The following is a 22954-nucleotide window of genomic DNA, read 5'->3' as shown; positions in this document are numbered from 1 at the left end:
GCGATGTGCTCATCGTCTCAGTAGCGGCAACGGAACAAATTTTCCCTGGTGTTACTATGGTTATTATTAAAAAACGTGCTGGTGTTATTTTTTATAGTGTATTGCTGTATGTCTCTTTTGATACCATGTTTGACGATGCAACATGGTATGTCAAGCAACGTTTTTAACGCATAATTGCATGAGATGCTAGTTTTTGATGTGGCTTTTTCAGCGGAAATAATCAAAACGACTGATAAATCAGTAAAAAAAATCGAAGGAACAAATGGATAACAATCACCAAAAATTCGATTCACAGTCGATTGCCAATCGGGTCAGGGAGCTGTTTTTACATTACGGAATTGGAAAACGTCAGCATGCTCGCGAACTCAGCCGCATCTTGGATCTGAGTTTTTCACATGCGCACCGCAAACTGAAAGGGCAAAGCCCCTGGACGCTGGAACAGATCAACAGCGTCGCGGCCGCGTTGGGAGAAACGCCGGCGGCGATCGCCGATTTGAGCGCCGAACACGAACCCACCGAGCCAAACATGGCGCGCGATGCCATCTTTTTCGTGGCGGGTGTGGCGATACCTTGCGTCGGGCACGTCAGCGACGAGCTTCCTGCCGGGCGGCCGGCGGAATTTGTGGCGCTGCGCGTGGAAGGGCAGTGGCATATCTATCGCGCCGATGAGGCGCCGGCAGGCCCGCGTTACGGCGTCGATCTGATCGAAATCCGGCCCGGCTTCGGTGACGACGAGCGGCTGAGCATCGCGGTATTGGACGATTCGCATCAGGCGGCCGATGAGCTGGCCAAGTATCTCGGCGGCTGCGGCTTCAACGCGGTGGCGTTTTACGACGTCGACAGTTTCTGTCAGGCGTTGCAGCAAAGCCTGTTCGACGGCTACGTGGTGGACTGGCTGATCGGTGAGGAAACGGCGGATCGCTGTATCGCCACCATCCGCGCCTCTGACAACCCGGACGCGCCGGTACTGGTGCTGACCGGCGAGCTGGGGACCGACCGACGTGAGTCGGAGATCGCTCAGGCGATGCGCGAGTACGACGTGCTCGGCCCTTATGAAAAGCCGGTGCGGCTCCATGTGATCGAAGCCGCACTGCAACGCTGTTTTAATCTTTAGCGGGGAACACCTCGGCCAGCGCGCTCGACAGCGCATCCAGCCGGACCGGCTTCATCAGGTAGTTGTCGAACAGGGCGCGCTGGTCCGCCGTCAGCTGCTCAGGCGTATAGGCGCTGATGCCGATGATCGGCACATGGCGGTTGGGGCCGCGACGGTTGCGCAGCTGCCTGGCCAGGGCGGCCCCGTCGATGCCCGGCATCTGCAGATCCAGCAACAGCGCGTCGTAAGGGCGTCTGAGCAGCTTCTGCAGCGCACGTTCCGGCGAGTCGCACAGTTCGTGCTGATAGCCCAGCTTGTCCAATAGCGCCGCAAAGGCGTCACCCACCGACTTGTTGTCATCCACCACCAGCACCTGCTGCGGCTTCTGCTGCAGAGAGGCATTGGCGGCGGCGGGCTCGTCGGCACGTTCGTCTTCACTGATCTGCACCGGAATGCTGACGATAAAGGTGCTGCCTTTCTTGATTTCGCTGTATACCGTGATGGTGCCGTTGAGCAGCGTCACCAGGCCGTGCACGATCGCCAGCCCCATCCCGACGCCGGCATACTGTTTAGTATGCGACTGATCCAACTGGGTAAAGGGTTTGAAGATCTGATCGAGCTGGTCTTTTTCGATACCGATGCCGGTGTCGGTCACTTCGATAATCAACGAATTGCCGCCCGGCTGGCGGCGCAGGCAGCTGTGCAGCGTAATGCTGCCGCTTTCGGTGTATTTGTAGGCGTTGGTCAGCAGGTTGACGATAATCTGCCGGATGCGCAGCGGATCGGAGTGCACCAACAGGTGGCTGCATTCCACTTCGCAGCTCAGTTTGACCTGTTCTTTGCGGGTCAGGGTGGCGATTTCGTTGGCGGTTTCCGCGATCAGCTTCTGCGCGTCGAACGGCACGATGCGCAATTCCATCATGCCGCTGTCGAGGTGCGCGTAGTCGGTCAGATCCTTCATCTGGCTTTCGATTTGCTGCGCGGCGGTCTCCAGCCGCTGGAAAGTGTCCGCATGCTCCGCCGACACCCGGGTGTTCACCAGCACGTCGATGGCCGACATCACGCTCTGCAATGAGGTGCGCAGTTCGTGGCCGATGGCGCCGAGGAAGGCGTTTTTGGTGCGTGTCGCTTTCTCCGCCTCAATGGCCTTGGCCTGCTGGCGAATGGTCAGCCGCTGCTGACGGAACACGATCAGGGTGATGGCGATCAGCGCGATCACCGAGAACATGACGATCACCAACCCATAGAAAATGATGTGCCGTTTCTCGATGTAATCCTCATAGGCGGCGGTGCGCTGCTTCACCTCTGCGTGGTCGGTCAGGTTGGCCATTTCGATGGCGTAAGGTTTGATGGCCCTCATGGCCGCGGACACCTGGCTGAAGTCGATTTTCGGGCTGTCCAGCAGCTTATCGATGCGATCCATCTGCAGGCGCATCTGTTTGACCACTTCCGGGTAACCCGGCTCGGCGTACAGCGGCTGGGTCGATTCGGAGACGGTTTCCAGCACGTAAAAGCGCGAATAGAGGATTTCGAACCGCAGCCGCAGGTTGTCGTTGTCCACCTGCGCGGCATGGCTTTGCTGCTCGACCAGCGTGTCGAACTCCGCCAGCTTGATGGAGAACTTGGCGATCGACCACGAGTAGTTCTCCTGCGTGCCGGCGATGGCATACAGCCCTTTCTTCGACAGAGTGGCGCTGTAGTAATAGAGCGTGACGGTCGAAGCCACTAAAAACAGCGCGGCGAAGATGGCCGGGATCGCCAGCCTGCTGCCGTTCTTAAAGGTCGTCAGCTTCATTTGATCACGATCCTGTCGACTTGCCAGATAAAGCGCGAATTGTACAACGGCGAGTTCAGCTCAGGCCCGGCGGCGTCGCGCGGGTACACCAGGAACAGCGGGCCGAAGTTTCTGAGCTTCAGCATCTCCCCGTCCATCTTGTAGGCCAGGATCATATTGTATTTCTTGACGTCGGACAGCGGCACGTCGATGTAATAATCGTTCAGCGCGTAGAAGGTCAGCGTCTCGCCCTTGGCGCCGACGCGCTCCAGGATATCGGCCACCGAGATCCCTTCGAATTTTCTCTGCGGCGTCCAGGACGTGGAGGTGGTGATGCTGCGCACCGGCATCGCCAACAGCTGCTTATCGGTGAACAGATAGCTTTTTTTGACCGGGTCGGTCACGTTGTCGATCTTGCCCGCCACTTCCAGGGTAAAGCTGAGCGCGCTGCTCTGGGCGATAATCAGGGCCACACAGGCCATCGCAAGGGTTTTGCATAGTTTGAACAGCATCGGTGTTCTCCAGAGGCGCGGGGAGGTTGTATCAGTCCCGCTAATTTATCAGGCAGAATAATGGCAGAAAAAGCAGGCGGGTGCGAAGGGAATAGTAAACCGCACAAAAAGAACAGGCCTGAGCCGGACGACCCGTGCGCGTAACCTTTCCCTTCCGTTTGTCAGCCGTTCCGATGTGCTTTCAACAGCTGCGCCAGCTGCGTCAGGCCTGCCGTTAGTTCGTCCAACGAAGGGGAACCCAGGCACAGGCGAATGCCCGTTGCCCGTTCGTCGCGGTCCACCATCACGGTGTCCGGCGGCGTCACTTTTATGTTGGCCAATGCGGCGGCGGCGGCCACAGACTCGGCGGTTTCGCGCGGCATCGGCAGCCAGACATGATAAGCGTCGGGATGCGATACGCATTCGCCGGCGTCGAATATCGAGGTGGCCAGATGCACTCTGCGCTGAGCCTCATGGCGCAACGCTTGCGGTATCGCCTCGATCGCGCCGCTGGACAGCCACTCCCCCACCACTGCGCAAGACAGTGGCGAAGGCGCGAAGGGAATATCTTGCAAGGCTTCTTCCGCCGCGTTTTGCATACCGGGCGGCAGAGTCAGCATACCGATCCGCAGCCCCGGGCCGAGCGTTTTCGACAGACCATTGACATGGAACACCCGCTCGGGTGCCAATGTCGCGAGCGCAGGCGCTGCTGAATGCCCCAGGGCATACACGCCATCCTCGATGATCCAGACATCCGCCTGCCGGCATATCTCGATGATAGCCTGCCTGCGCTCGGCGCTCATGGTGGCCGTTGTCGGGTTATGCAGCGTCGGGGTCAGATAGACCGCAGTATGGCCGCAGGAAACACGCTCAAGCGCGCTAGACAGCGCTTGCGGCACCATGCCTTGCGCATCGATATCGATACCGATCAAGCAATGGCCTTGGCGCCGGGCCAGCGCGATCGCGCCGGGATAGGTGATTCTCTCCGTCAGTATCGTCCCGCGTGGCCCGCAGGCCAGGTCAAAAGCCAGTGAAATCGCCTGCCGGGCATTGCTGGTCAGCGCCAGATTCGACGGTTCGATCGTGACGCCGACGTTTTCGAGCCAGCGGGTCAACAAACGTCGGTGCTCCAGATGCCCGGTCGGAGGGGCATAGATGTTCAAATGGTTCGCATCCATTTTCCGCGCAATACCGGCCAGCGTGCGCGTCAGCAAACGATCGGTCAGCATCGCCGGCGGCGCATTGGACGAAAGATCGATTTCGCGTTTTTCACGGGCGCGGCGAATCGCCACGAACATCCCGCGGCCTTTCACGCTGCGTACCAACCCGCGTCGTTCGAGGATGGCATAGGCTTTGGTCACCGTGCCCAGACCGATCTCCAATTGCCAGGCGAGCGTACGGTGGGCCGGCAGACGATCGCCACCCTGCAGTTTACCCTCGATAATGTCGTCGCCTAACGCCAGCACCAGCCGCTCGACGGTGGTGACTTCCGCATTGGCCAGGCGAGGTTGCCAGGGCGATTGAAGCCGCATGGTGATGCTCCGAAAAACGAATAGTGTCACGTGACACTATTTAAATAGGTGAAAAGTGTAACACATACTATGTTGGTGAAGAGTCCCTGAGTTTTCAACAACGTCTCGGCCGCAAGGCGGGTCAGCGGAGTTTTTCCATGAATGTCAGTCAGCTTGCGTTGGTTTATGGCGCATACCTTCTCGCTACTGCCAGCCCGGGCCCCAGCAACATGGCGATCATGGGCGTGGCGATGCGTGACGGCCGCTCACCCGCACTGGCGCTGGCGGCCGGGGTGGTGACCGGATCGCTGTGCTGGGCACTGCTGGCGGCGACCGGCCTTTCCGCCGTGCTGGCTACGTATGCGCAGGCGCTGCGGGCCATCAAAATCGTCGGCGGCGTGTATATGCTGTATCTGGCGCTGCGCGCCGGCCAATCCGCATTACGGGCGTCTCCCGTCTCGACAGGGATAGCGGCAGGGGATGGCGGGCGATCTTATCGGAAGTTGTATCGGCAGGGCGTGCTGATGCATCTCGGTAATCCCAAGGCCATCATGTCCTGGATGGCGATCATGTCGCTGGGTTTGCGACAAGGGGCGCCTGAAGGTGTTTTACCGGCGATTATCGGCGGTTGTGCGTTGCTCGGCGTGACGATTTTCGGGGGGTATGCCCTGCTGTTCTCAACGGCGCCGATGATCGCGTTTTATACCCGGGTGAGGCGCTGGATTGAAGGCATGCTTGCGTTGTTGTTTGCTTGCGTGGGCCTGGAGCTGTTGATATCGCGGGGGTAATCACGCACGCCCGGCGTTAACCTGAGGAGAGAAGCGATGGTTTTTGGCATGCAGATGGTGGATGTCTTTGGCGCCGGGCCACTCGCCGGCAATCCGTTGGCGGTGATCGCGGGCGCCGGAGCGTTGTCGACGGAGGACATGCAGCGCTTGACGCGTTGGTTCAACCTGTCGGAGACGGCCTTTTTACTGCCGCCGACGCACCCGCAGGCGGATTACCGGGTGCGAATATTCACGCTGGATCGTGAAATGCCGTTTGCCGGGCATCCGACGTTGGGCAGTTGCCATGCCTGGCTCGCTATGGGAGGGGCGCCCAGCAACGAGACGGAGATCATCCAGGAGTGCGGAGCAGGATTGGTGAGCATTCGTCGCGCGGGCGGGCGGTTATGTTTTGCCGCGCCACCGTTGATTCGTTCCGGGGCGCCGTCAGGAGAGACGTTAGCCGACGCGTTGCGATTTTTGGGGATCGCGTCTGATGAGGTGCTCGATGCCGCCTGGATCGATAATGGCCCGGGGTGGCTGGGGATCCGGCTGGCCAGCGCCGAGCGGGTGCTTTCCCTGACGCCGGCGAGAAGCTGGCCGCGCAGAGTGGACATTGGCGTCGTCGGCCCACATGCTGAGGGTGACGCAGCCTTCGAAGTGCGCGCTTTTTTGAGCGATCATCTTGGCGCTATCGTCGAAGATCCGGTCACCGGCAGTCTCAATGCCTCCCTGGCCCAGTGGTTGTTCGCAAGCGGCGTGGTCAGCGGCGGATATATTGCCGCTCAGGGCCGCTGTCGTGGGCGCAACGGGCACGTGCATATCACCCGCGACGAGGGGGGCCGGATTTGGGTGGGCGGCAATACACGCACTCAGGTCGAAGGGCGGTTGCAAGGGATTGGCACGGCGTAGAACGCGTCGCCGCACTGCGTGCGACTGAACGGAATATCGATTTTCATCCGATAAGGAGTGAGCAGTATGTCTGCAACGGCCATCGATACCTTGAAAATGCTGGTACGTTACAAAGCGTGGGCGAATGCGCTGACCTTTGACACCGTGATGTCCTTGCCGGCCGGTGAAGCCTTGCGGCAGCGGCCGACCCGTTTTGGCAATATGGTGCATACCTTGAATCATGTGTATGTGGTGGACGATATCTTCAGGCACCATCTGCAAGGTCGAAAACATGGCTACCTCGCGCGCAACACCGAGCAAACGCCTGCGCTTGACGACTTGCGGTGTGCGGTGGAGGAAATGGACCGCTGGTATATCGAACAGGTGGACAACTGGTCACCCGAGGCGCTGGCGCAGGTGGTGCAGTTCGAGTTCGTCGGCGGGGGGGAAGGCCGCATGACGCGCCATGAAATCGTGCTGCATGTCGTCAACCACGCGACCTATCATCGCGGTTTTGTCGGCGATATGCTCTATCAGGTGCCCTTCGCCTCGCCGGCGAACGATTTGCCGGTGTTTCTTCGCGATCATTACCGCCGGGCGCCGTGAGGCGAGCGAGATAAATAAAAAAGCCAGACGCTTGCGCGCCTGGCCTGTTACGCGCCGGAACCCGGCGAGGTTGCGCCTCAGCGCATGGTAACGAACTCTTCCGCCGCGGTCGGGTGGATGGCCACGGTGTTGTCGAAGTCCTTCTTGGTGGCGCCCATCTTCACCGCTACCGCGAAGCCCTGCAGGATTTCATCCATGCCGAAGCCGATGCCGTGCAGGCCGACGATCTTCTCTTCCTTACCTGCGCACACCAGCTTCATGCGGCACGGCTGGCGGTGCTGCGTCACAGCGCTGTACATGGCGGTGAAGGAGGATTTGTACACCTTCACGTTGTCCGCGCCGAACTTCTCGATAGCTTCCGGCTCGGTCAGGCCGATAGTGCCGATCGGCGGGTGGCTGAACACCACGGTGGCGATATTGCTGTAATCCAGGTGTTCGTCCGGCTTGTTGTTGAACAGGCGCTCGGACAGGCGGCGGCCGGCGGCCACGGCGACCGGGGTCAGCTCTACCGCGCCGGTGTTGTCGCCCACCGCGTAGATGCCTTTGACGTTGGTGTTCTGGAACTTATCGACGTCAATGTAGCCCTGCTCGTTGGTCTTCACCCCGGTAACGCCGAGGTTCAGGTTGTCGGTCGCCGGTTCGCGGCCGATGGCCCAAATCAGGCAGTCGACGGTGAATGCTTTGCCGTTTTCCAGCTGCAGCGTCAGGCTGCCGTCGGCGTTCTTGACGATCGCTTTCGGCACCGATTCGGTGTGCAGGCTCGGCCCTTCGGTGTTCATCACTTCCACCAGGGTTTCGACGATCATCGGATCGAAGGTGCGCAGCGGCGCGTGCTTGCGCACGAACAGGTGCGTTTCCGCGCCCAGCGCGTTCAGCACGCCGGCGATCTCCACGGCGATATAGCCGGCCCCGACTACGGCGACGCGCTTCGGCATGGCGTCCAGCTCAAAGAAGCCGTCGGAGTCGATGCCGTATTCCGCGCCCGGAATAGCCGGGTGGCTCGGGCGGCCGCCGGTGGCGATCAGGATGTGGTCGGCGGTGATGGTCTCGCCGTTCACTTCCACGGTGTGCGCATCTACGAAGCGCGCGAAGCCTTTGATCACGTCGACCTTGTTCTTGCCCAGCACGTTATCGTAGGAATTGTGGATGCGGTCGATATAGGCGGTGCGGTTGGCGACCAGCTTCTTCCAGTCGAAGGCGTTGACGGTGGTGTCGAAGCCGTAGTCCGGGCCGTACTGATGGATGGCCTCGGCGATCTGCGCCGCGTGCCACATGACTTTTTTCGGTACACAACCCACGTTTACACAGGTGCCGCCCAGCTCTTTGGCTTCAATCAGCGCACACTTTTGGCCGTACATGGCTGCCCGGTTGATCGATGCGATACCGCCGCTGCCGCCGCCAATTGCTAGATAATCGTAATGTTTCGTCATCTGGGATTTCCATGAGTTGTGAATTTGAAGAGGGTAAGAGTTTAACGCCTGACCGGGGTTTGTCGCAAAGATTGCGTCGATGGCTGCGATAGGTGGACGCAGGGCGCGGCGAACCGCGCCCTGCTGGGGATTATTCCGGTACCACCCAGTTCACCAGATGGTGGCCGATGCCCGACGGCACCAACGTCTTGTGCAGCCACGGCAGCACGTTTTTCATCTGCTGTTCCAGCTTCCACGGCGGGTTGATGACGATCATGCCGGAGGCGGTCATGCCGCGCTGATCGCTGTCGGGTTTCACCGCCAGTTCGATCTGCAGAATGCGGCGAATGCCGGTGGCTTCCAGATCGCGCAGCATGCGTTTGATCTGCTGGCGCATCACCACCGGGTACCACAGCGCGTAGGTGCCGGTGGCGAAACGCTTGTAGCCTTCCTGAATGCCTTTGACCACGTCCTGGTAATCGGTCTTCATTTCATACGGCGGGTCCATCAGGATCAGGCCGCGGCGCGACAGGGGCGGCAGCTGGGATTTCAGCTGCTGATAGCCGTCGGCGCGCTGCACTTTGGCGCGCTCGTCTTTCTGGAATTCGCTGCGCAGCAGCGGGTAGTCGCTCGGGTGCAGCTCGGTCAGGTGAATTTTGTCCTGCGGGCGCAGCAGCTGGCGGGCGATCAGCGGCGAACCGGGATAGTAGCGCAGCGTGCCGGAACGGTTGAAGTTGTGCACTACGCTCATGTAGGCCGCCAGCTCTTCCGGCAGATCGTCGCGTTGCCACAGCAAGCCGATGCCTTCCAGGTATTCGCCGGTGCGCTCGGCGTGTTCGCCGCTGAGCTGATAACGGCCCGCCCCCGAGTGGGTATCCAGATACAGGAACGGCTTCTCTTTTTCCTTCAGCGACTCGATGATCAGGCTCTGAACGGTGTGCTTGAGCACGTCGGCGTGGTTGCCGGCGTGGAAACTGTGGCGATAACTTAACATGACGGGTGGCGGTTCCTTGTGCTCCGCAGACGGAGCATTCAATGCAATAAGGCTTATAATCTGCACAGTATAAACTGTCTGGCCGGGAAAAACCGGACTCCGTTGCCGCAGACGTTCACAGAAAGGGACAGGACGATGAGCAAACAGGCGATTTTGGCGAACTACCCCGACGCGGCGCGCTGGGCGTTCGGCGACGGCCCCGAGTTGGCCGACGAACTGTTGCAGTTGGTGCTGAGCGGGGAAAAGACCGCCACCTGCAGCTCCTATGCGAGCTATCGCCGGGAGCAAGCGCCGATGATCGGCGACGATAGCATTATTCTCGACGGCCGCGGCCAACCGGCCTGCGTGATCAAAACCCTGGCGCTGCGCCTGGTGCGCTACGACCAGGTGACCGCCGAGATGGCAGCCAAAGAGGGCGAAGGCGACAAAAGCCTGGCGTTTTGGCGCGAGGGGCATCAGGCGTTCTTTACCCGCGAGGGCACTTTTGCGCCGGACATGTGGCTGGTGTTCGAAGAGTTTGCGCTGGTGGAGATTTTATAGCGGCCCCAGCGCGGCCACCACCTGCTCGCGCAGCCAGCTGTGGGCCGGGTCGAGATGGGAGCGTTCATGCCATACCATCACCATGTCGTAACCCGGCATCTCCAGCGGAGCCGCGCAGGTGCGCAATTCCCCCAACAGTTCCCCCAGCATGCGCGAAGGCAGCATGGCGACCATATCGGACTTCGCCAGCAACGCGGGAATAAACAGGAAGTGCGGCACCGACATTACGACCCGTCGGGTTAACCCCTGTGCTGCCAGCAGCGTATCGATCTGGGTACGAAAACCGCCGCCATCTTGCGAAACCATCACAAACTCAAGCTGGCAGAACTGTTCGAGTGAGGGCGGCCGTTGCAACAGCGGGTGATCCCGGCGGCCGACCAGCAGGTAGTTCTCGTGAAACAGCGGCCGATGGCGCAGCTCCGCCGGCGCTTCTTCCCGGCTCAGAAAACCGAGATCGATCACCCCGTCCGCCAAATCGCGGCTCATGCGTTTGGGCGCCGCTTCGCGGATCGCCAGACGGGATTTCGGCGCCGCCAGCCGCAGACGGGGCAGCATCGGCAGCAAAATTGCGTATTCAGCGGCATCGGCGGCGGCCAGCTGCCAGGTGACTTCCGCCTGCCGCGGATCAAAGGGCTGCTCCGGCGCGACCAGGCGGCCCACATCGGCCAGCGTTTGGCGCAGCGGTGCCAACAGGCCGAGCGCGCGCGCCGTCGGCAGCATGCCGCGCGGGTTCGGCAGCAGCAGCGGGTCACGGTAGATCTCACGCAGCTTGGCAAGCTGAATGCTGACCGAAGGCTGGCTGAGATTGAGGCGCGCCGCCGCCCGCGTCACGCTGCGCTCGCTGAGCAACGCTTCCAATGTGACCAAAAGATTGAGATCGAGCCGCTTTAAATTGTTGATAACTATTCCCCGAATTAAATCTATCAATTTCAACTATAGCGCCGATCTCCCTACCGTGGAACGGACGCCGGAACAGACCGGTGAAACCGCAACGGAGAGGGGGACGATGATGAAATTGAGCGAATACGTGAGCTACGATGCGCTGGGATTGGCCGAATTGGTGCGGCGTGGCGAGGTCAGCGCAGCGGCGCTGCAACAGGCGGCGCGGGCCGCCGTCGAGGCGGTGAACCCGGCGATTAACGCGGTGGTGGAACACTGGGAGCAGCCGCCGGAACAAGACGACGGGCCTTTGTCGGGCGTGCCTTTCCTGATCAAGGACATCGCCATCAGCATGGCAGGCAAGCGCGTTGAGCTGGGCAGCCGGTTGGCGCAGGGCAGCGTCGCCGCCGCCGACAGCCATCTGATGAGCAATATCCGCCGGGCCGGGCTGGTGACCTTTGGCCGCACCAGCATGCCGGAAATGGCGTTCAGCACCACCACCGAGGCCGTGCTTTACGGTGCAACGCGCAACCCCTGGAACCTGGATTTCAGCGCCGGTGGATCCAGCGGTGGCGCCGGTGCGGCGGTTGCCGCCGGTATGGTGCCCATCGCTCACGCCACCGACGCCGCCGGCTCGATTCGCGTACCGGCTTCGTCAAACGGGGTATTTGGTCTCAAGCCTACGCGCGGTCGGGTGCCGCATGGCCCGGTGATGGATGAGGTCTTCAACGGCTTTGGCGTCCAGCTGGGGCTCAGCCGCACGGTGCGTGACAGCGCCGCGTTGCTGGATGCGATGCAGCGTCCTCACGTTGGCGAGCCGTATTACACGGCGCCGCCGGCGCACAGCTGGTTATCGCAGGTGACGCGGCAACCGGGCAGGCTGCGCATCGGCATGATGACCGAGGCGTGGAACGGCGGAAAAACCGAGTCGAACATCGCCGGCGCCACGGCGGAAACGGCGGTGTTATTGGCGGCGTTGGGGCATCAGGTCAGCGAAACGGAAATGGCGATCGGCGTCAGTTGGCAAGAGTTGGTGTTCGCCAATGCGCAAATTTGGTGCGCCAATCTGGTTGGCTGGGTCGATGGTCTGAGCCAAGCGAGCGGACGGGCTATTTCAAGCGAGACGCTGGAGCCGGAAACGCTGGCCTGCTATCGCTACGGCCAGGCGGCCAGGGCGGTGGATATGGTGCGTGCGCTCGAGGTACGCAACCGGGTGACTCGCGCAGTCGGCGCCTATTTCCAGCAATACGACCTGCTGCTGACGCCGACGCTACCCGACCTGCCCTGGCGGCTTGGCCGTTATGGCGCGAATGCGGCGAATATGGACGGGCTGGAATGGACGGCGCATTTGTTCGATCATTCACCGTTCACCCCGGTATTTAACGTCGCCGGCGTACCGGCGATGTCGGTGCCGTTGGCCCAGGATGCGCAGCATAACCTGCCGATAGGCATGCAGTTTGTCGCCGGTTTTGGCCGTGAGGATCGGTTGTTGCAGCTGGCCGGACAGCTGGAACGCGCCGCGCCCTGGCATGGGCGGCGTCCGGCGATTTGGGCGGGGAATGCCGTTTAATAGCGGTAAAAAAGCAAAATATCCGCTATGTTGCCGAGAGGTGTTTGATGGCGGGCCGTCGGCTCGACGCTGCACCCTGGAGGCGATATGAGCTGCATTTTTTGCGATATCGTGGCGGGCAAGGCGCCGTGCCATAAAATCTGGGAAGACGACGACCATCTGGCGTTCCTGTCCATCTTTCCCAACACCGACGGTTTCAGCGTGGTGATCCCCAAGGCACACCACCCGAGCTACGCCTTTGACCTGCCGGACGAGGTGTTGAGCGCGCTGATGCTGGCGACCAAGCGGGTGGCGAAGCAGCTGGATCGCGCATTCGACGACGTCGGCCGCTGCGGCATGGTGTTCGAGGGCTACGGCGTCGACCATGTACACGCCAAACTGATCCCGCTGCACGGCACCGCGTCGCTGGCACAGTGGCGGCCGATCGAATCGACCTCGCCGAAGTTTTTCGAACGTTACGAGGGCTATATCTCCTCCCACGACGCCGCGCGCGCCGACGACGAACAACTGGCGGCGCTGGCCGCCCGCATCCGCCAAAGCGCCGTTTAAGGCACGAACGATCAACGCCGGGCATTGATTTTCCTGTTGTCTGGCTCCATGTTAGAGATTCATACGCATTTTAAGGCTCGCCCCCGCGGCGGGCCCCAACGCTAATCAGGACTGCCCTATGACAAATCCGTTGCTGACCCCGTTTTCCCTGCCGCCGTTCTCGGCGATCCGCCCTGAAGATATCGTGCCTGCGGTGCAATCCGCACTGGCGGACTGTCGCGCCGCGGTAGAGCGCGTGGTCGCGCAGCCGGGGCCGTTCACCTGGGATAATCTGTGTCAGCCGCTGGCGGAGTCGGACGATCGCCTGTCGCGCATCTGGTCGCCGATCGGCCACCTGAACTCGGTGAAAAACAGCCCGGAGCTGCGCGCCGCCTATGAACAGGCGCTGCCGCTGCTGTCCGAGTACGGCACCTGGGTCGGCCAGCACGAAGGGCTGTACCAGGCCTACCGCAGCCTGAAAGAAGGCGCGGCGTTCGAGGCGCTGAGCGTGCCGCAGCGCAAGGCGGTGGACAACGCGCTGCGCGATTTTGAACTGTCGGGCATCGGCCTGTCGGCGGATAAACAGCAGCGCTACGGCGAGATCGTCGCGCGCCTGTCCGAACTGGGTTCCACCTACAGCAACAACGTGCTCGACGCCACCATGGGCTGGAGCAAACTGATTACCGACGAAGCCGAGCTGAGCGGCCTGCCGGAGAGCGCCCTGGCGCAGGCACAGGCGATGGCGCAGGCCAAAGAGCAGGACGGCTGGCTGCTGACGCTGGACATGCCGAGCTACCTGCCGGTGTTGACCTATGCCTACAACCGCGCGCTGCGTGAAGAGATGTACCGCGCCTTCGCCACCCGCGCCTCTGACCAGGGGCCGAACGCCGGCAAATGGGACAACAGCGAAGTGATGGCGGAAACGCTGGCGCTGCGCCACGAGCTGGCTCAGCTGCTGGGCTTCGACACCTACGCCGACAAGTCGCTGGCGACCAAAATGGCGGAGAGCCCGGAGCAGGTGATCGGCTTCCTGAGCGATCTGGCCAAGCGCGCCCGCCCGCAGGCCGAGCAAGAGCTGGCGCAGCTGCGCGCCTTCGCCAAACAGCACTATGGCGTGGACGAGCTCGACGCCTGGGACATCACCTATTACGGCGAAAAACAGAAGCAGCACCTGTTCTCCATCAGCGACGAGCAGCTGCGCCCGTACTTCCCGGAGCAGCGGGTGGTGGAAGGGCTGTTCGAAGTGGTGAAACGCATCTACGGCATCACCGCTAAAGAGCGTAAAGACGTGGAAACCTGGCATCCGGACGTGCGTTTCTTCGATCTGTTCGACGCTAACGGCGAGCTGCGCGGTAGCTTCTACCTCGATCTGTACGCCCGCGAAAACAAACGCGGCGGCGCCTGGATGGACGACTGCGTCGGCAGCCTGCGCAAGGCCGACGGCACGCTGCAAAAACCGGTCGCTTACCTGACCTGCAACTTCAACCGCCCGCTGGGCGACCAGCCGGCGCTGTTCACCCATAACGAAGTGACCACGCTGTTCCACGAGTTCGGCCACGGTCTGCATCACATGCTGACGCAGATCGATACCGCCGGCGTCTCCGGCATCAACGGGGTGCCGTGGGATGCGGTCGAACTGCCGAGCCAGTTTATGGAAAACTGGTGCTGGGAGCCGGAAGCGCTGGCGTTTATCTCGGGCCACTACCAGAGCGGCGAGCCGCTGCCGAAGGCCATGCTCGACAAGCTGCTGGCGGCCAAGAATTACCAGGCGGCGCTGTTCATCCTGCGCCAGCTGGAGTTCGGCCTGTTCGATTTCCGCATGCACTTCGAATACAGCCCGGAAAAAGGCGCGCAGATCCTGCCGACGCTGGCGGAAGTGAAGAAAATGGTGGCGGTGGTGCCTTCGCCGAGCTGGGGCCGCTTCCCGCACGCCTTCAGCCACATCTTCGCCGGCGGCTATGCGGCCGGTTACTACAGCTACCTGTGGGCGGAAGTGCTGTCGGCAGACGCCTACTCGCGCTTCGAAGAAGAGGGGATCTTCAACGCCGAAACCGGCAAATCCTTCCTCGACAACATTCTGTCGCGCGGCGGTTCGGAAGAGCCGATGGCGCTGTTCAAACGCTTCCGTGGCCGCGAGCCGCAGCTGGATGCTATGCTGCGCCATTACGGCATTAAAGGATAACCCGACACGTGAGCGTGTGTTTATTGTGTGAAGCAGGCGCCGATCCCGGCGCCTTGTCTGTTTTGGCGCAGCGCTGGCAACTGACGTCCGACGACGACGCGCCGATGGCGCTGGTACTGACCCCGCAGCGGCTGGAGCTGCGCAAGCGCGACGAGCCGAAGCTCGGCGGGATCTACGTCGATTTCGTCACCGGCGCCATGGCGCACCGGCGCCGCTTCGGCGGCGGCCGCGGCGAGGCGGTGGCCAAAGCGGTCGGCATCAAGGGCAGCTATCTGCCGGACGTGGTGGACGCCACTGCCGGGCTGGGGCGCGACGCCTTCGTGCTGGCGGCGCTGGGTTGCCGGGTGCGGATGCTGGAGCGCAATCCGGTGGTGGCGGCGTTGCTGGACGACGGCCTGCAGCGCGGCTATCAGGATGCGGAAATCGGCCCGTGGCTGCGCGAGCGCCTGACGCTGCTGCACGCCTCCAGCCTGACGGCGCTGGTGGATCTCAGCCCGCGCCCCGAGGTGGTGTATCTCGATCCGATGTTCCCGCACAAGCAGAAAAGCGCGCTGGTGAAGAAAGAGATGCGGGTGTTTCAATCGCTGGTGGGCAGCGACGATGACGCCGACGGCCTGCTGGAGCCGGCGCGCCGTTTGGCGACCAAGCGCGTGGTGGTGAAACGCCCGGACTACGCGCCGCCGCTGGCCGACGTGCCGGCGCACGCCGCCACGCTGACCAAAAGCCACCGTTTCGATATCTACATGCCCCTGTAATGTCTGCCGGGCCCGCCGTGTCGGGCCCTCAGTTTTCCTCCCGCAAGCTTTTCCCCACGCCGCCGCCCGGATGCACCGCCAACAAGGTGTCCTTGTCGTAACCGCTGCGCGCCATCAGGCAGGCGCAGGCGGCGTCGAAGATCGCCAGCACCAGCACAATTGAGGTGGTGGCCAGCATGTTCAGCGGATCTATCTCCTTTTGCACTCCGGTGGCGATCGTCAGCTGCGCCGCCTGCGCGATGGCGGAATGCGGGTTTTCCGTCACCGCGATCAGCGTCACGCCCTTGGCCTGCAGCGTCGGCAGCAGGCGGGTCAGTTCGTCGGAGTTGCCGCCGCGCGAGATCAGGATCAGCAGATCGTCGGCACGCAGAAAACCCAGATCGCCGTGCGCCGCGCCGGTGGCGTCGAGGTAGACCGCCGGCCGTTCCACGCAGGCCAGCATGTGGGCTATCTTGCGCGCCGCAATTCCCGAGGTGCCGACGCCGGTGACGGCGATTTTACCGCGGCAGTCGGCCAGCAACGCCAGCAGCCGTTGCCAGGTGCGTGCGTCGAGGCGCTCGCCCAGCTGCGCCAGCTCCTGGCTGTAGGTTTGCCAACCCTGCACGGCCTGCCGCCATTCCTGCTGCATCACGCCTCCTCCTGCATCAACCGGCGGTATTTCATGTGGTCGTTGTACAGCTCGTGGAATACCCGGTATTTGCGGTCGTAGTAGCTTTTTATCTGGTTGGTCTGCGGCGTGACCGTCTTGCCGATGCGGCTCATGGCGCTCATTGCCTCCGGCAGGGTGTCGAACACGCCCGCCGCCACGGTGCCCATCATGGCGCCACCGAGCAGCATCGCTTCGCTCTCCTCCGGTAACAGCATGGCGCAGCCGGTGGCGTTGGCGTGCTCCTGCACGAAGATTGGGTTCTTGGTGCCGCCGCCGCTGGCCATGATGGTGTCGATGCAGTAGCCGCTGTGGTTCATGGTTTCGATGATGTGGCGGGTGCCGAGCGCGATGGCCTGAATGGTGGCCAGGTAGTGCAGCGCCATGTCCTCCGGCGTGCGCGACAGCTTCAGCCCGGTCAGGATGCCGGTCAGCGTCGGGTTGGCGCGCGGCGAGCGGTTGCCGTGGAAATACGGCAGCATATGGATGTCCTGCGTCAGGAAGGCGATATTCTCCGGCTCGCCGGCCATGCGGCGCAGAATGGCGTTCAGCACCTCATAGATGGTCTGCCCCTGGGTTTTCGCCTGCGCCAGCAGCTCTGGGTAGCACGGGTGCGACTGGATGACGTGGTCTATCAGTGCGCCGGTGGCGGACTGGCCGCCCTCGTTCAGCCAGTATTCCGGCAGGATCGCCGAGTAATACGGCCCCCAGACGCCGCCGATAAAGCGCGCGGTGCGCGACATCGCCATGTGGCCGGTAGAGGTGCCGCCGATCAGCGCGACGCGGCGGTTGAAGTCGGCCACCTCACCGGAGACGCCGGTGGCGCCCAGCGTGCCGAGGGTGCCGGCGTGGGCGTCGATGATCGACACGCTCACCGCCGTACCGGCGATCAGCCCCATCTCGCTGGCGGCGCGCTGGGTCAGGCCGTGGCCCAGCGGCTCGCCCATCATTTTGACATCGCTGCCGATCTTGGCCGCGTCATGTTCCAGCACGTCTTCCAGCCCGATCTGCTGGAAGTAGCTCTTGTCCCAGCGCTGTTCGTGGCCGAGATAGGTCCACTTGCACACCGTCGAACACAGCGAGCGGGTGGCGTCCTGGGTAGCGCGCCAGGTGAGGAAGTCCGGCAGATCGAACAGGTAGCCGGCGTTGGCCCAGGTGGTGGGCATGTGCTGTTTCAGCCACAGCAGTTTCGGCGTCTGCATCTCCGGCGAGATAATGCCGCCGACGAAGTCCAGCACCCGGTGTTTGGTGGCGTTGATGCGCTCGGCCTGGGCGATCGCCCGGTGATCCATCCACACGATGATGTTCTGTTCGGTGCGGCCAGAGGGGCTGACGGTCAGCGGCTTGCCCTCTTTATCCAGCACCACCAGCGAACAGGTGGCGTCGAAGCCCAACCCCTTGACCTGGATCGGGTTGATGTCGGCCTGGTTGACCGCGTCGCGCACCGCATTGCACACCGCCTGCCAGATGTTATCCGACGACTGCTCGACGAAATCCGCCTTCGGCCGGTACAGATCGATGGCCCGGCTGGCCTGGCCGACCATGCGGCCGTTGAGATCGAATACGCCTGCGCGCGCGCTTCCGGTGCCCACATCTACGCCAATAAAATAGCTCGCCATTATTTTCTCCTCAGGCTTTTCGATTCTGTAACGCGATAAACAGGATCAGCACGCCGCCCCACAGGGCCATGGTCAGGTAGCTGCTGACCCCCAGCAGATTGAGGCCGCTTTCCAACATTTGCAGCACGATCAGCGCCAGCACCAGCCCCAGAATACGGCCGAAACCGCCGTCCGGATTAATGCCGCCCAGCACCGAGGCCAGAATGGTCACCAGCAGATAAGATTCGCCGTAGCCGGCCTTGGCCGAGTTGAACTTGGCCATCATCAGCAGCGCGGCGCCCCAGCCGAGCAGCGCCGACAGGATATACACCGCGATCTGCACCCGCGCGGTATTCACGCCGCTGAAGCGGGTAGCCTGCTCGTTGGAGCCGATCAGGTACAGGCTGCGGCCCAGCGTGGTGTGCTCCAGCAGCAGCCACAGCCCGGCCGCCACCAGCAGGAACAGGATCAGCGCCACCGGCACGCCGAGCACGGCGCCGTTGCCGAGAAATTGAATCGCCGCCGGGAAGCCGGAGATCACCGCGCCGTTGGACAGCAGGATATTCAGGCCGGTGATCAGCGTCATGGTGCCGAGCGAGGCGAGGATCGGCGAGACGCCGATCCAGGCCACCAGCGCGCCGTTCAGCGCGCCGATCGCCACCGCCACCAGCAGGCCGGCCAACAGCGCCAGCACCAGGAACAGCGGCTGGTCGGGATGGCTGACGATGATCGCCGCCATCACCAGCGAACAGGCGTTGGCGCCGGCGATGATCGACAGGTTGATGCCGCCGGTCAGCATGGTGATGCCCATGCCGAGCGCCAGCAGGCCGAGGATCGGCAGCTGCGAGGCGATCGACTGGAAGTTGCCGAGGCTGAAGAAGCGCGATCCGAGCAGCCCGGCGAAGAGCAGCGCCACCGCGATGATGATCGCGCCCTGCAGGCGAATGATCCGATCGCTTGGGATCAACCGAGTTAACTGCGTCATGTCAGATCTCCTTGAGCAGCTTGCGTTTTTCGTTCCAGGCGGTGGTGCTGATGCTGATCAAAATGATCGCGCCGCTGAACACCTGGTGCCAATAGGCCGAGACGCTGAGCAGCGTCAGCCCGTTTTGCAGGAAGGCCAGCAGCACCACGCCGAGCAGGGTGCCGGTCAACGAGCCGCGGCCGCCGCTCATGCTGGTACCGCCCAGCACCACCGCCGCCAATACCGTCAGCTCGAAGCCGAGCAGAGAATTGGGGGCTACCGACTGGGTAATCTGCGCCTGCACCACCGCCGCGACGCCGGCCAGAATGCCCATGTAGCCGTAGACGCAAAAATGCAGCCGCAGCAGGTTCAACCCCAGGCGCGATGCCGCGTCGCGGTTGCCGCCCATGGCGTAGATCTGGCGCCCCAGCCGGGTGCGGTTCATCAGCACGCCGGTGACGACGATGGTCGCCAGCAGGCACAGCAGCGGCAGCGTCAGGCCGTAGTCGTAGCCGTCGGCGCCCTGGAACGAGAACCAGTTGATACCGTTCATGAACCAGTCCGGGAAGCCGTACAGCCAGGTGCCGTTGGTGACGTACACCAGCAGGCCGTAGAACAGGTTAAGGGTGGCGATGGTGATGATGATCGCCGGCACTTTCAGCCAGTACACCAGGAAACCGTTCACCAGCCCGAGCAGCAGGCCGACGCCAATCGCCAGGGCGAACGCCAGCGGGAAGCTGCCGCCGTGCTGGATCACCCAGCTGGCCATCACATACTGGGCGATGGCGGTGACCGCCGGGAACGAAATGTCGATGCCGCCGGCGATCAGCACCACGAACAGCCCGCAGGCCAGGATGCCGAGAATGGCGTAGCTGGTGGCGACGTCGGTCAGGTTGCCGAGCGTCAGAAATTCGTCGGTGCCGGCGCTCAGGCCGATCGCCAGCAGCAGCACCAACAGGCCGAGATAAAACTCGTGCCGCCCGGCCAGGCGGGCCAATAATGACTTATCCATTCACCACCTCGGCGATCTGTTGCTCGGTACTCTGGTGCGGCGCAAACTCGGCGATCAGTTCGCCCTTGCGCATCACCATCACCCGATGGCTGTTGTAATAGGCTTCCGGGATCTCGTCGCAGATCATCAGCACCGCCATGCCCAGCTGCGCCAGATCGCGGGCGATCTGGTAGATCCCCTCTTTGTTGGCGATGTCCACGCCGACGGTGGGTGAGTCGAGGATCAGGATCTTCGGCTGGGTCGCCACCCATTTGGCGATGGCGATGCGCTGGGCGTTGCCGCCGGACAGGGTTTTCACCGGCAATGCGCTGTCGGACACCTTGATGTTCAGATCGCGGATCAGCCGGTTGACCAGCTCGGTCGCCTTGGCGTGATCCAACAGCCCGAGCGAGGTATGCAGCCGATCGAAGACGGTGACGATGGTGTTGTCGTAGATTGATTGTTCCATGATCAGCCCCTGCGTCAGGCGATCCTCCGACACATAGCCGATGCCGTGGCGCACCGCTTCGCGGTTGTTGTGCAGTTGCACCGCCCGGCCCTCGATGCGGATCTCGCCGCTGTCGGGTCGCGTCATGCCGAACAGGCTGAGGCACAGTTCGGTACGGCCGGCGCCGAGCAGGCCGACGATCGAGACGATCTCGCCGCCGCGCAGCGCCAGATTGACGTTGCGGTATTTCTCGCCGCGGCTGAGGTTGCGCACCTCGAGCAGCGGTGCCTGTTCGGCCGGCGGCAGCGGCGGCAGCGGGCTGTAGTGGAAGCGTTGGCCGGTCATCAGGAACGCCAGTTCATGGCTGTCCAGTTCGCTGGCCGGCCAGGTGCCTACCAGCTTGCCGTCGCGCATCACGCTGATGCGATCGGCGACTTCCATCACTTCGTCCAATCTGTGGCTGACGAATACCACGCAGATGCCGGCCGCCTTCAACTCGTTGACCACCCGCAGCAGGCCGTCGACCTCCTGGCGGGTCAGCGAGGCGGTCGGTTCGTCCATGATAACCAACCGCGCCTCGGCGGCGATGGCGCGGCAAATCGCCACCAGCTGCCGATCGGCGATCGACAGTTTTTCCACCTTTTTATCGGGATCGATGCGTATGCCGACCCGTGCCATGGCGTCGAGTGCCGTCTGGCGCATCACCCGCTTGCGCACCCAGAAATGGCCGCCGGGCAGGTAACGGTGGATGGCGATGTTCTCCGCCACCGTCAGGTTGGGGAACAGCGACAGGTCCTGGTAGATCACCTGTATGCCGTAATAACCGGACAGCTGCGGCGTCAGGGCGTGGAAGAGTTTGCCTTCCAGCGAAATGTTGGCGCCTTTTTCCGGCTGATAGACGCCGGAGATGATTTTAATGATGGTGCTTTTGCCGCAGCCGTTTTGCCCGGCCAGGCAGTGCACTTCGCCTTTATTCAGCGTCAGGTTGATCTGGTCTAATGCCAGCACGCCTGGGAATCGCTTGCTGATATTCTCCAGGGTGATAAATGCGGGGGAGGCTGTCATAACGTTAACCTGTGCTTGCGTAGCGGCCGAAGCCCTGGGCGCAGCAATGCTGCGCCCCTACGAGGGTTTAACTACTTTCCCGGTGTGGCGAAATTACGCGAAAAATCAGAATCCAAGCGATTGGGCGTTGTCTTTGGTCACTTCCAAAATCTTATTAAACCGAATCACTTTGTGTTCCATGTCGACGTCGGCCTTGCCGAGGCCCTCGATCGACAGGTCTTTGTTCACTTCCTTGCCCTGCAGCAGCTGGTCGGCCACCGTCACCAGCGCATAACCGGCGTCTTTCGGATCCCACAGCAGCGCTTTCTTGATGTCGCCGCGCATCAGGTAAGGGGCGGCCTGCGCCGGCATGGCGATGCCCACTACCGCGATCTTGTCCTTGGCGCGTTTCTTGGCCACCGCCTGGCCGGCGCCGATCGGGCCGAGCGAGCCGAAGCCGATGATGCCCTTCATCTGCGGATAGGTTTTCATCAGATCCAGCGTGGTGGCGTAAGATTTGTCGATGCTTTCCGCCACCGGCAGGCGCGAGGTGACTTCAAACATGTCCGGGTATTTTTCTTTCTGGTATTTGATGGCGGAGTCGGCCCAGGCGTTGTGCAGCGGCACGGTCAGCGAGCCGACGTAGATCGCGTAGCCGCCTTTGCCGCCCATGTCTTTCGCCAGCTCATCGACGTTGGCCTGCGCGTATTTCTCGCTGTCGATGGTCTCGATGTCCCACTGGCCGATCTGCTGGTCCGGGGATTCATGGGTCAGCACCACGATGCCTTTGTCGCGCGCTTTTTTCAGCACCGGCTCCAGCACCTTGGCGTCGTTCGGCACCACGATGATGGCGTTGACGTTCTTGGCGATCAGATCCTCAATCACCTTGACCTGCGCGGCCGGATCCGGCGTAGAAGGGCCGGTTTGGTAGGCGTTGACGTCGAGTTTTTTCGCCGCTTCGTTGACGCCCACTTCCATGCGGTTGAACCACGGAATGCCGGTCACTTTAGCGACCACGGCAATCTCATACTTATCAGCGGCGAACACAGGTGTTGTCGATAACATGCACGCAGAAACCACACATGCATTTAATAATGCGAGGTTAAATTTCATTAGCTGTACCTTTTTTTATCTGTAGGGGTGGCGGTTTTTCCACCGCTGCAGATTACAAAGGAATGGAAGAGGGGGCGTAGCTGAAGTTAATGAAATGTGATCTGCGCACATTTAAGTAAAATAATGGCGTATTTAATGTTAAATAAATGTTTAATTATTTGGT

The 22954-nt window shown here is 61.9% G+C and carries 21 protein-coding genes; 9 read left to right on the top strand and 12 right to left on the bottom strand.

Annotation, left to right across the window (positions count from 1 at the left end; genetic code table 11):
- Nucleotides 1-262: 262 nt before the first annotated feature.
- Complete coding sequence (locus C9411_RS23135; protein ID WP_063991767.1) at nt 263-1114, top strand: helix-turn-helix domain-containing protein; 852 nt, start codon at nt 263-265, stop codon at nt 1112-1114.
- Here the strand turns inward: C9411_RS23135 and C9411_RS23130 are convergent.
- The 3 genes from C9411_RS23130 to C9411_RS23120 all read right to left on the bottom strand — a co-directional run bounded on the left by C9411_RS23130 (nt 1104) and on the right by C9411_RS23120 (nt 4890).
- Nucleotides 1104-2888: an ATP-binding protein gene (locus C9411_RS23130; RefSeq protein WP_107228005.1), complete on the bottom strand. Its 1785-nt coding sequence runs from the start codon at nt 2886-2888 to the stop codon at nt 1104-1106. The two genes, C9411_RS23135 and C9411_RS23130, sit on opposite strands and share 11 nt — an antisense overlap.
- The gene (locus tag C9411_RS23125; RefSeq protein WP_033631849.1) at nt 2885-3379 is read right to left on the bottom strand and encodes a molybdopterin-dependent oxidoreductase; all 495 of its coding nucleotides are present in this window, start codon (nt 3377-3379) and stop codon (nt 2885-2887) included. The genes C9411_RS23130 and C9411_RS23125 overlap by 4 nt, the downstream gene beginning before the upstream one ends.
- A gap of 161 nt (nt 3380-3540) precedes the next feature.
- Complete coding sequence (locus tag C9411_RS23120) at nt 3541-4890, bottom strand: PLP-dependent aminotransferase family protein (protein WP_107228004.1); 1350 nt, start codon at nt 4888-4890, stop codon at nt 3541-3543.
- Between the two features lie 137 nt (nt 4891-5027).
- Between C9411_RS23120 and C9411_RS23115 the strand changes: the two genes are divergently transcribed.
- The 3 genes from C9411_RS23115 to C9411_RS23105 all read left to right on the top strand — a co-directional run bounded on the left by C9411_RS23115 (nt 5028) and on the right by C9411_RS23105 (nt 7130).
- A complete protein-coding gene (locus tag C9411_RS23115) occupies nt 5028-5657 on the top strand; it encodes a LysE family translocator (RefSeq protein ID WP_107228003.1) in 630 nt (209 codons plus the stop codon).
- A 36-nt stretch (nt 5658-5693) separates the two neighbouring features.
- Nucleotides 5694-6545: a PhzF family phenazine biosynthesis protein gene (locus C9411_RS23110; protein ID WP_063991763.1), complete on the top strand. Its 852-nt coding sequence runs from the start codon at nt 5694-5696 to the stop codon at nt 6543-6545.
- A 66-nt stretch (nt 6546-6611) separates the two neighbouring features.
- Nucleotides 6612-7130, top strand: coding sequence for a DinB family protein (locus C9411_RS23105; protein WP_107228002.1), 519 nt, complete (start codon nt 6612-6614; stop codon nt 7128-7130).
- 77 nt (nt 7131-7207) lie between these two features.
- Here the strand turns inward: C9411_RS23105 and gorA are convergent, their stop codons facing one another.
- Together gorA and C9411_RS23095 are read right to left on the bottom strand one after the other, a co-directional pair.
- The gene (gorA, locus tag C9411_RS23100) at nt 7208-8560 is read right to left on the bottom strand and encodes a glutathione-disulfide reductase (RefSeq protein WP_063991761.1); all 1353 of its coding nucleotides are present in this window, start codon (nt 8558-8560) and stop codon (nt 7208-7210) included.
- Between the two features lie 130 nt (nt 8561-8690).
- Entirely contained in the window at nt 8691-9533 is an 843-nt protein-coding gene (locus C9411_RS23095) for a 23S rRNA (adenine(2030)-N(6))-methyltransferase RlmJ (RefSeq protein WP_063991760.1), read from the bottom strand.
- Between the two features lie 135 nt (nt 9534-9668).
- Between C9411_RS23095 and C9411_RS23090 the strand changes: the two genes are divergently transcribed.
- Complete coding sequence (locus tag C9411_RS23090; protein ID WP_063991759.1) at nt 9669-10073, top strand: ASCH domain-containing protein; 405 nt, start codon at nt 9669-9671, stop codon at nt 10071-10073.
- Here C9411_RS23090 and C9411_RS23085 read toward each other — a convergent pair.
- Nucleotides 10068-10973 (bottom strand): LysR family transcriptional regulator, encoded by a 906-nt coding sequence (locus tag C9411_RS23085; RefSeq protein WP_033649404.1) that lies wholly within the window; start codon nt 10971-10973, stop codon nt 10068-10070. The genes C9411_RS23090 and C9411_RS23085 overlap by 6 nt on opposite strands.
- 106 nt (nt 10974-11079) lie before the next feature.
- Here C9411_RS23085 and C9411_RS23080 point away from each other — a divergent pair, with 106 nt between their 5' ends.
- The 4 genes from C9411_RS23080 to rsmJ all read left to right on the top strand — a co-directional run bounded on the left by C9411_RS23080 (nt 11080) and on the right by rsmJ (nt 15987).
- A complete protein-coding gene (locus C9411_RS23080; protein WP_233221942.1) occupies nt 11080-12522 on the top strand; it encodes an amidase in 1443 nt (480 codons plus the stop codon).
- Between the two features lie 87 nt (nt 12523-12609).
- Nucleotides 12610-13071 carry an HIT family protein gene (locus tag C9411_RS23075; RefSeq protein WP_107228001.1) on the top strand — a complete coding sequence of 154 codons (462 nt, stop codon included), beginning with the start codon at nt 12610-12612 and terminating at the stop codon, nt 13069-13071.
- 118 nt (nt 13072-13189) lie between these two features.
- Nucleotides 13190-15232 (top strand): oligopeptidase A, encoded by a 2043-nt coding sequence (prlC, locus tag C9411_RS23070; RefSeq protein ID WP_107228000.1) that lies wholly within the window; start codon nt 13190-13192, stop codon nt 15230-15232.
- A gap of 8 nt (nt 15233-15240) precedes the next feature.
- Nucleotides 15241-15987 (top strand): 16S rRNA (guanine(1516)-N(2))-methyltransferase RsmJ, encoded by a 747-nt coding sequence (gene rsmJ / locus C9411_RS23065; RefSeq protein WP_063991756.1) that lies wholly within the window; start codon nt 15241-15243, stop codon nt 15985-15987.
- 28 nt (nt 15988-16015) lie between these two features.
- Here the strand turns inward: rsmJ and C9411_RS23060 are convergent, their stop codons facing one another.
- From C9411_RS23060 to C9411_RS23035, 6 genes are all read right to left on the bottom strand, one after another.
- The gene (locus tag C9411_RS23060) at nt 16016-16615 is read right to left on the bottom strand and encodes an SIS domain-containing protein (protein WP_060433490.1); all 600 of its coding nucleotides are present in this window, start codon (nt 16613-16615) and stop codon (nt 16016-16018) included.
- Nucleotides 16615-18252 (bottom strand): FGGY-family carbohydrate kinase, encoded by a 1638-nt coding sequence (locus C9411_RS23055; RefSeq protein WP_063991755.1) that lies wholly within the window; start codon nt 18250-18252, stop codon nt 16615-16617. Before C9411_RS23055 ends, C9411_RS23060 begins: the two co-directional genes overlap by 1 nt.
- A gap of 10 nt (nt 18253-18262) precedes the next feature.
- Nucleotides 18263-19216, bottom strand: a complete 954-nt coding sequence (locus C9411_RS23050) for an ABC transporter permease (RefSeq protein WP_049202888.1) — start codon at nt 19214-19216, stop codon at nt 18263-18265.
- 1 nt (nt 19217) lies between these two features.
- Nucleotides 19218-20207 (bottom strand): ABC transporter permease, encoded by a 990-nt coding sequence (locus tag C9411_RS23045; protein WP_063991754.1) that lies wholly within the window; start codon nt 20205-20207, stop codon nt 19218-19220.
- A complete protein-coding gene (locus C9411_RS23040; protein ID WP_063991753.1) occupies nt 20200-21699 on the bottom strand; it encodes a sugar ABC transporter ATP-binding protein in 1500 nt (499 codons plus the stop codon). Before C9411_RS23040 ends, C9411_RS23045 begins: the two co-directional genes overlap by 8 nt.
- Before the next feature lie 105 nt (nt 21700-21804).
- A complete protein-coding gene (locus C9411_RS23035) occupies nt 21805-22791 on the bottom strand; it encodes an autoinducer 2 ABC transporter substrate-binding protein (protein WP_033636379.1) in 987 nt (328 codons plus the stop codon).
- Nucleotides 22792-22954 lie beyond the last annotated feature (163 nt).

Source organism: Serratia sp. Nf2, assembly GCF_003028435.1.
GTDB lineage: Bacteria > Pseudomonadota > Gammaproteobacteria > Enterobacterales > Enterobacteriaceae > Serratia > Serratia marcescens_L.
This window is presented reverse-complemented; position numbering and strand designations above follow the sequence as displayed.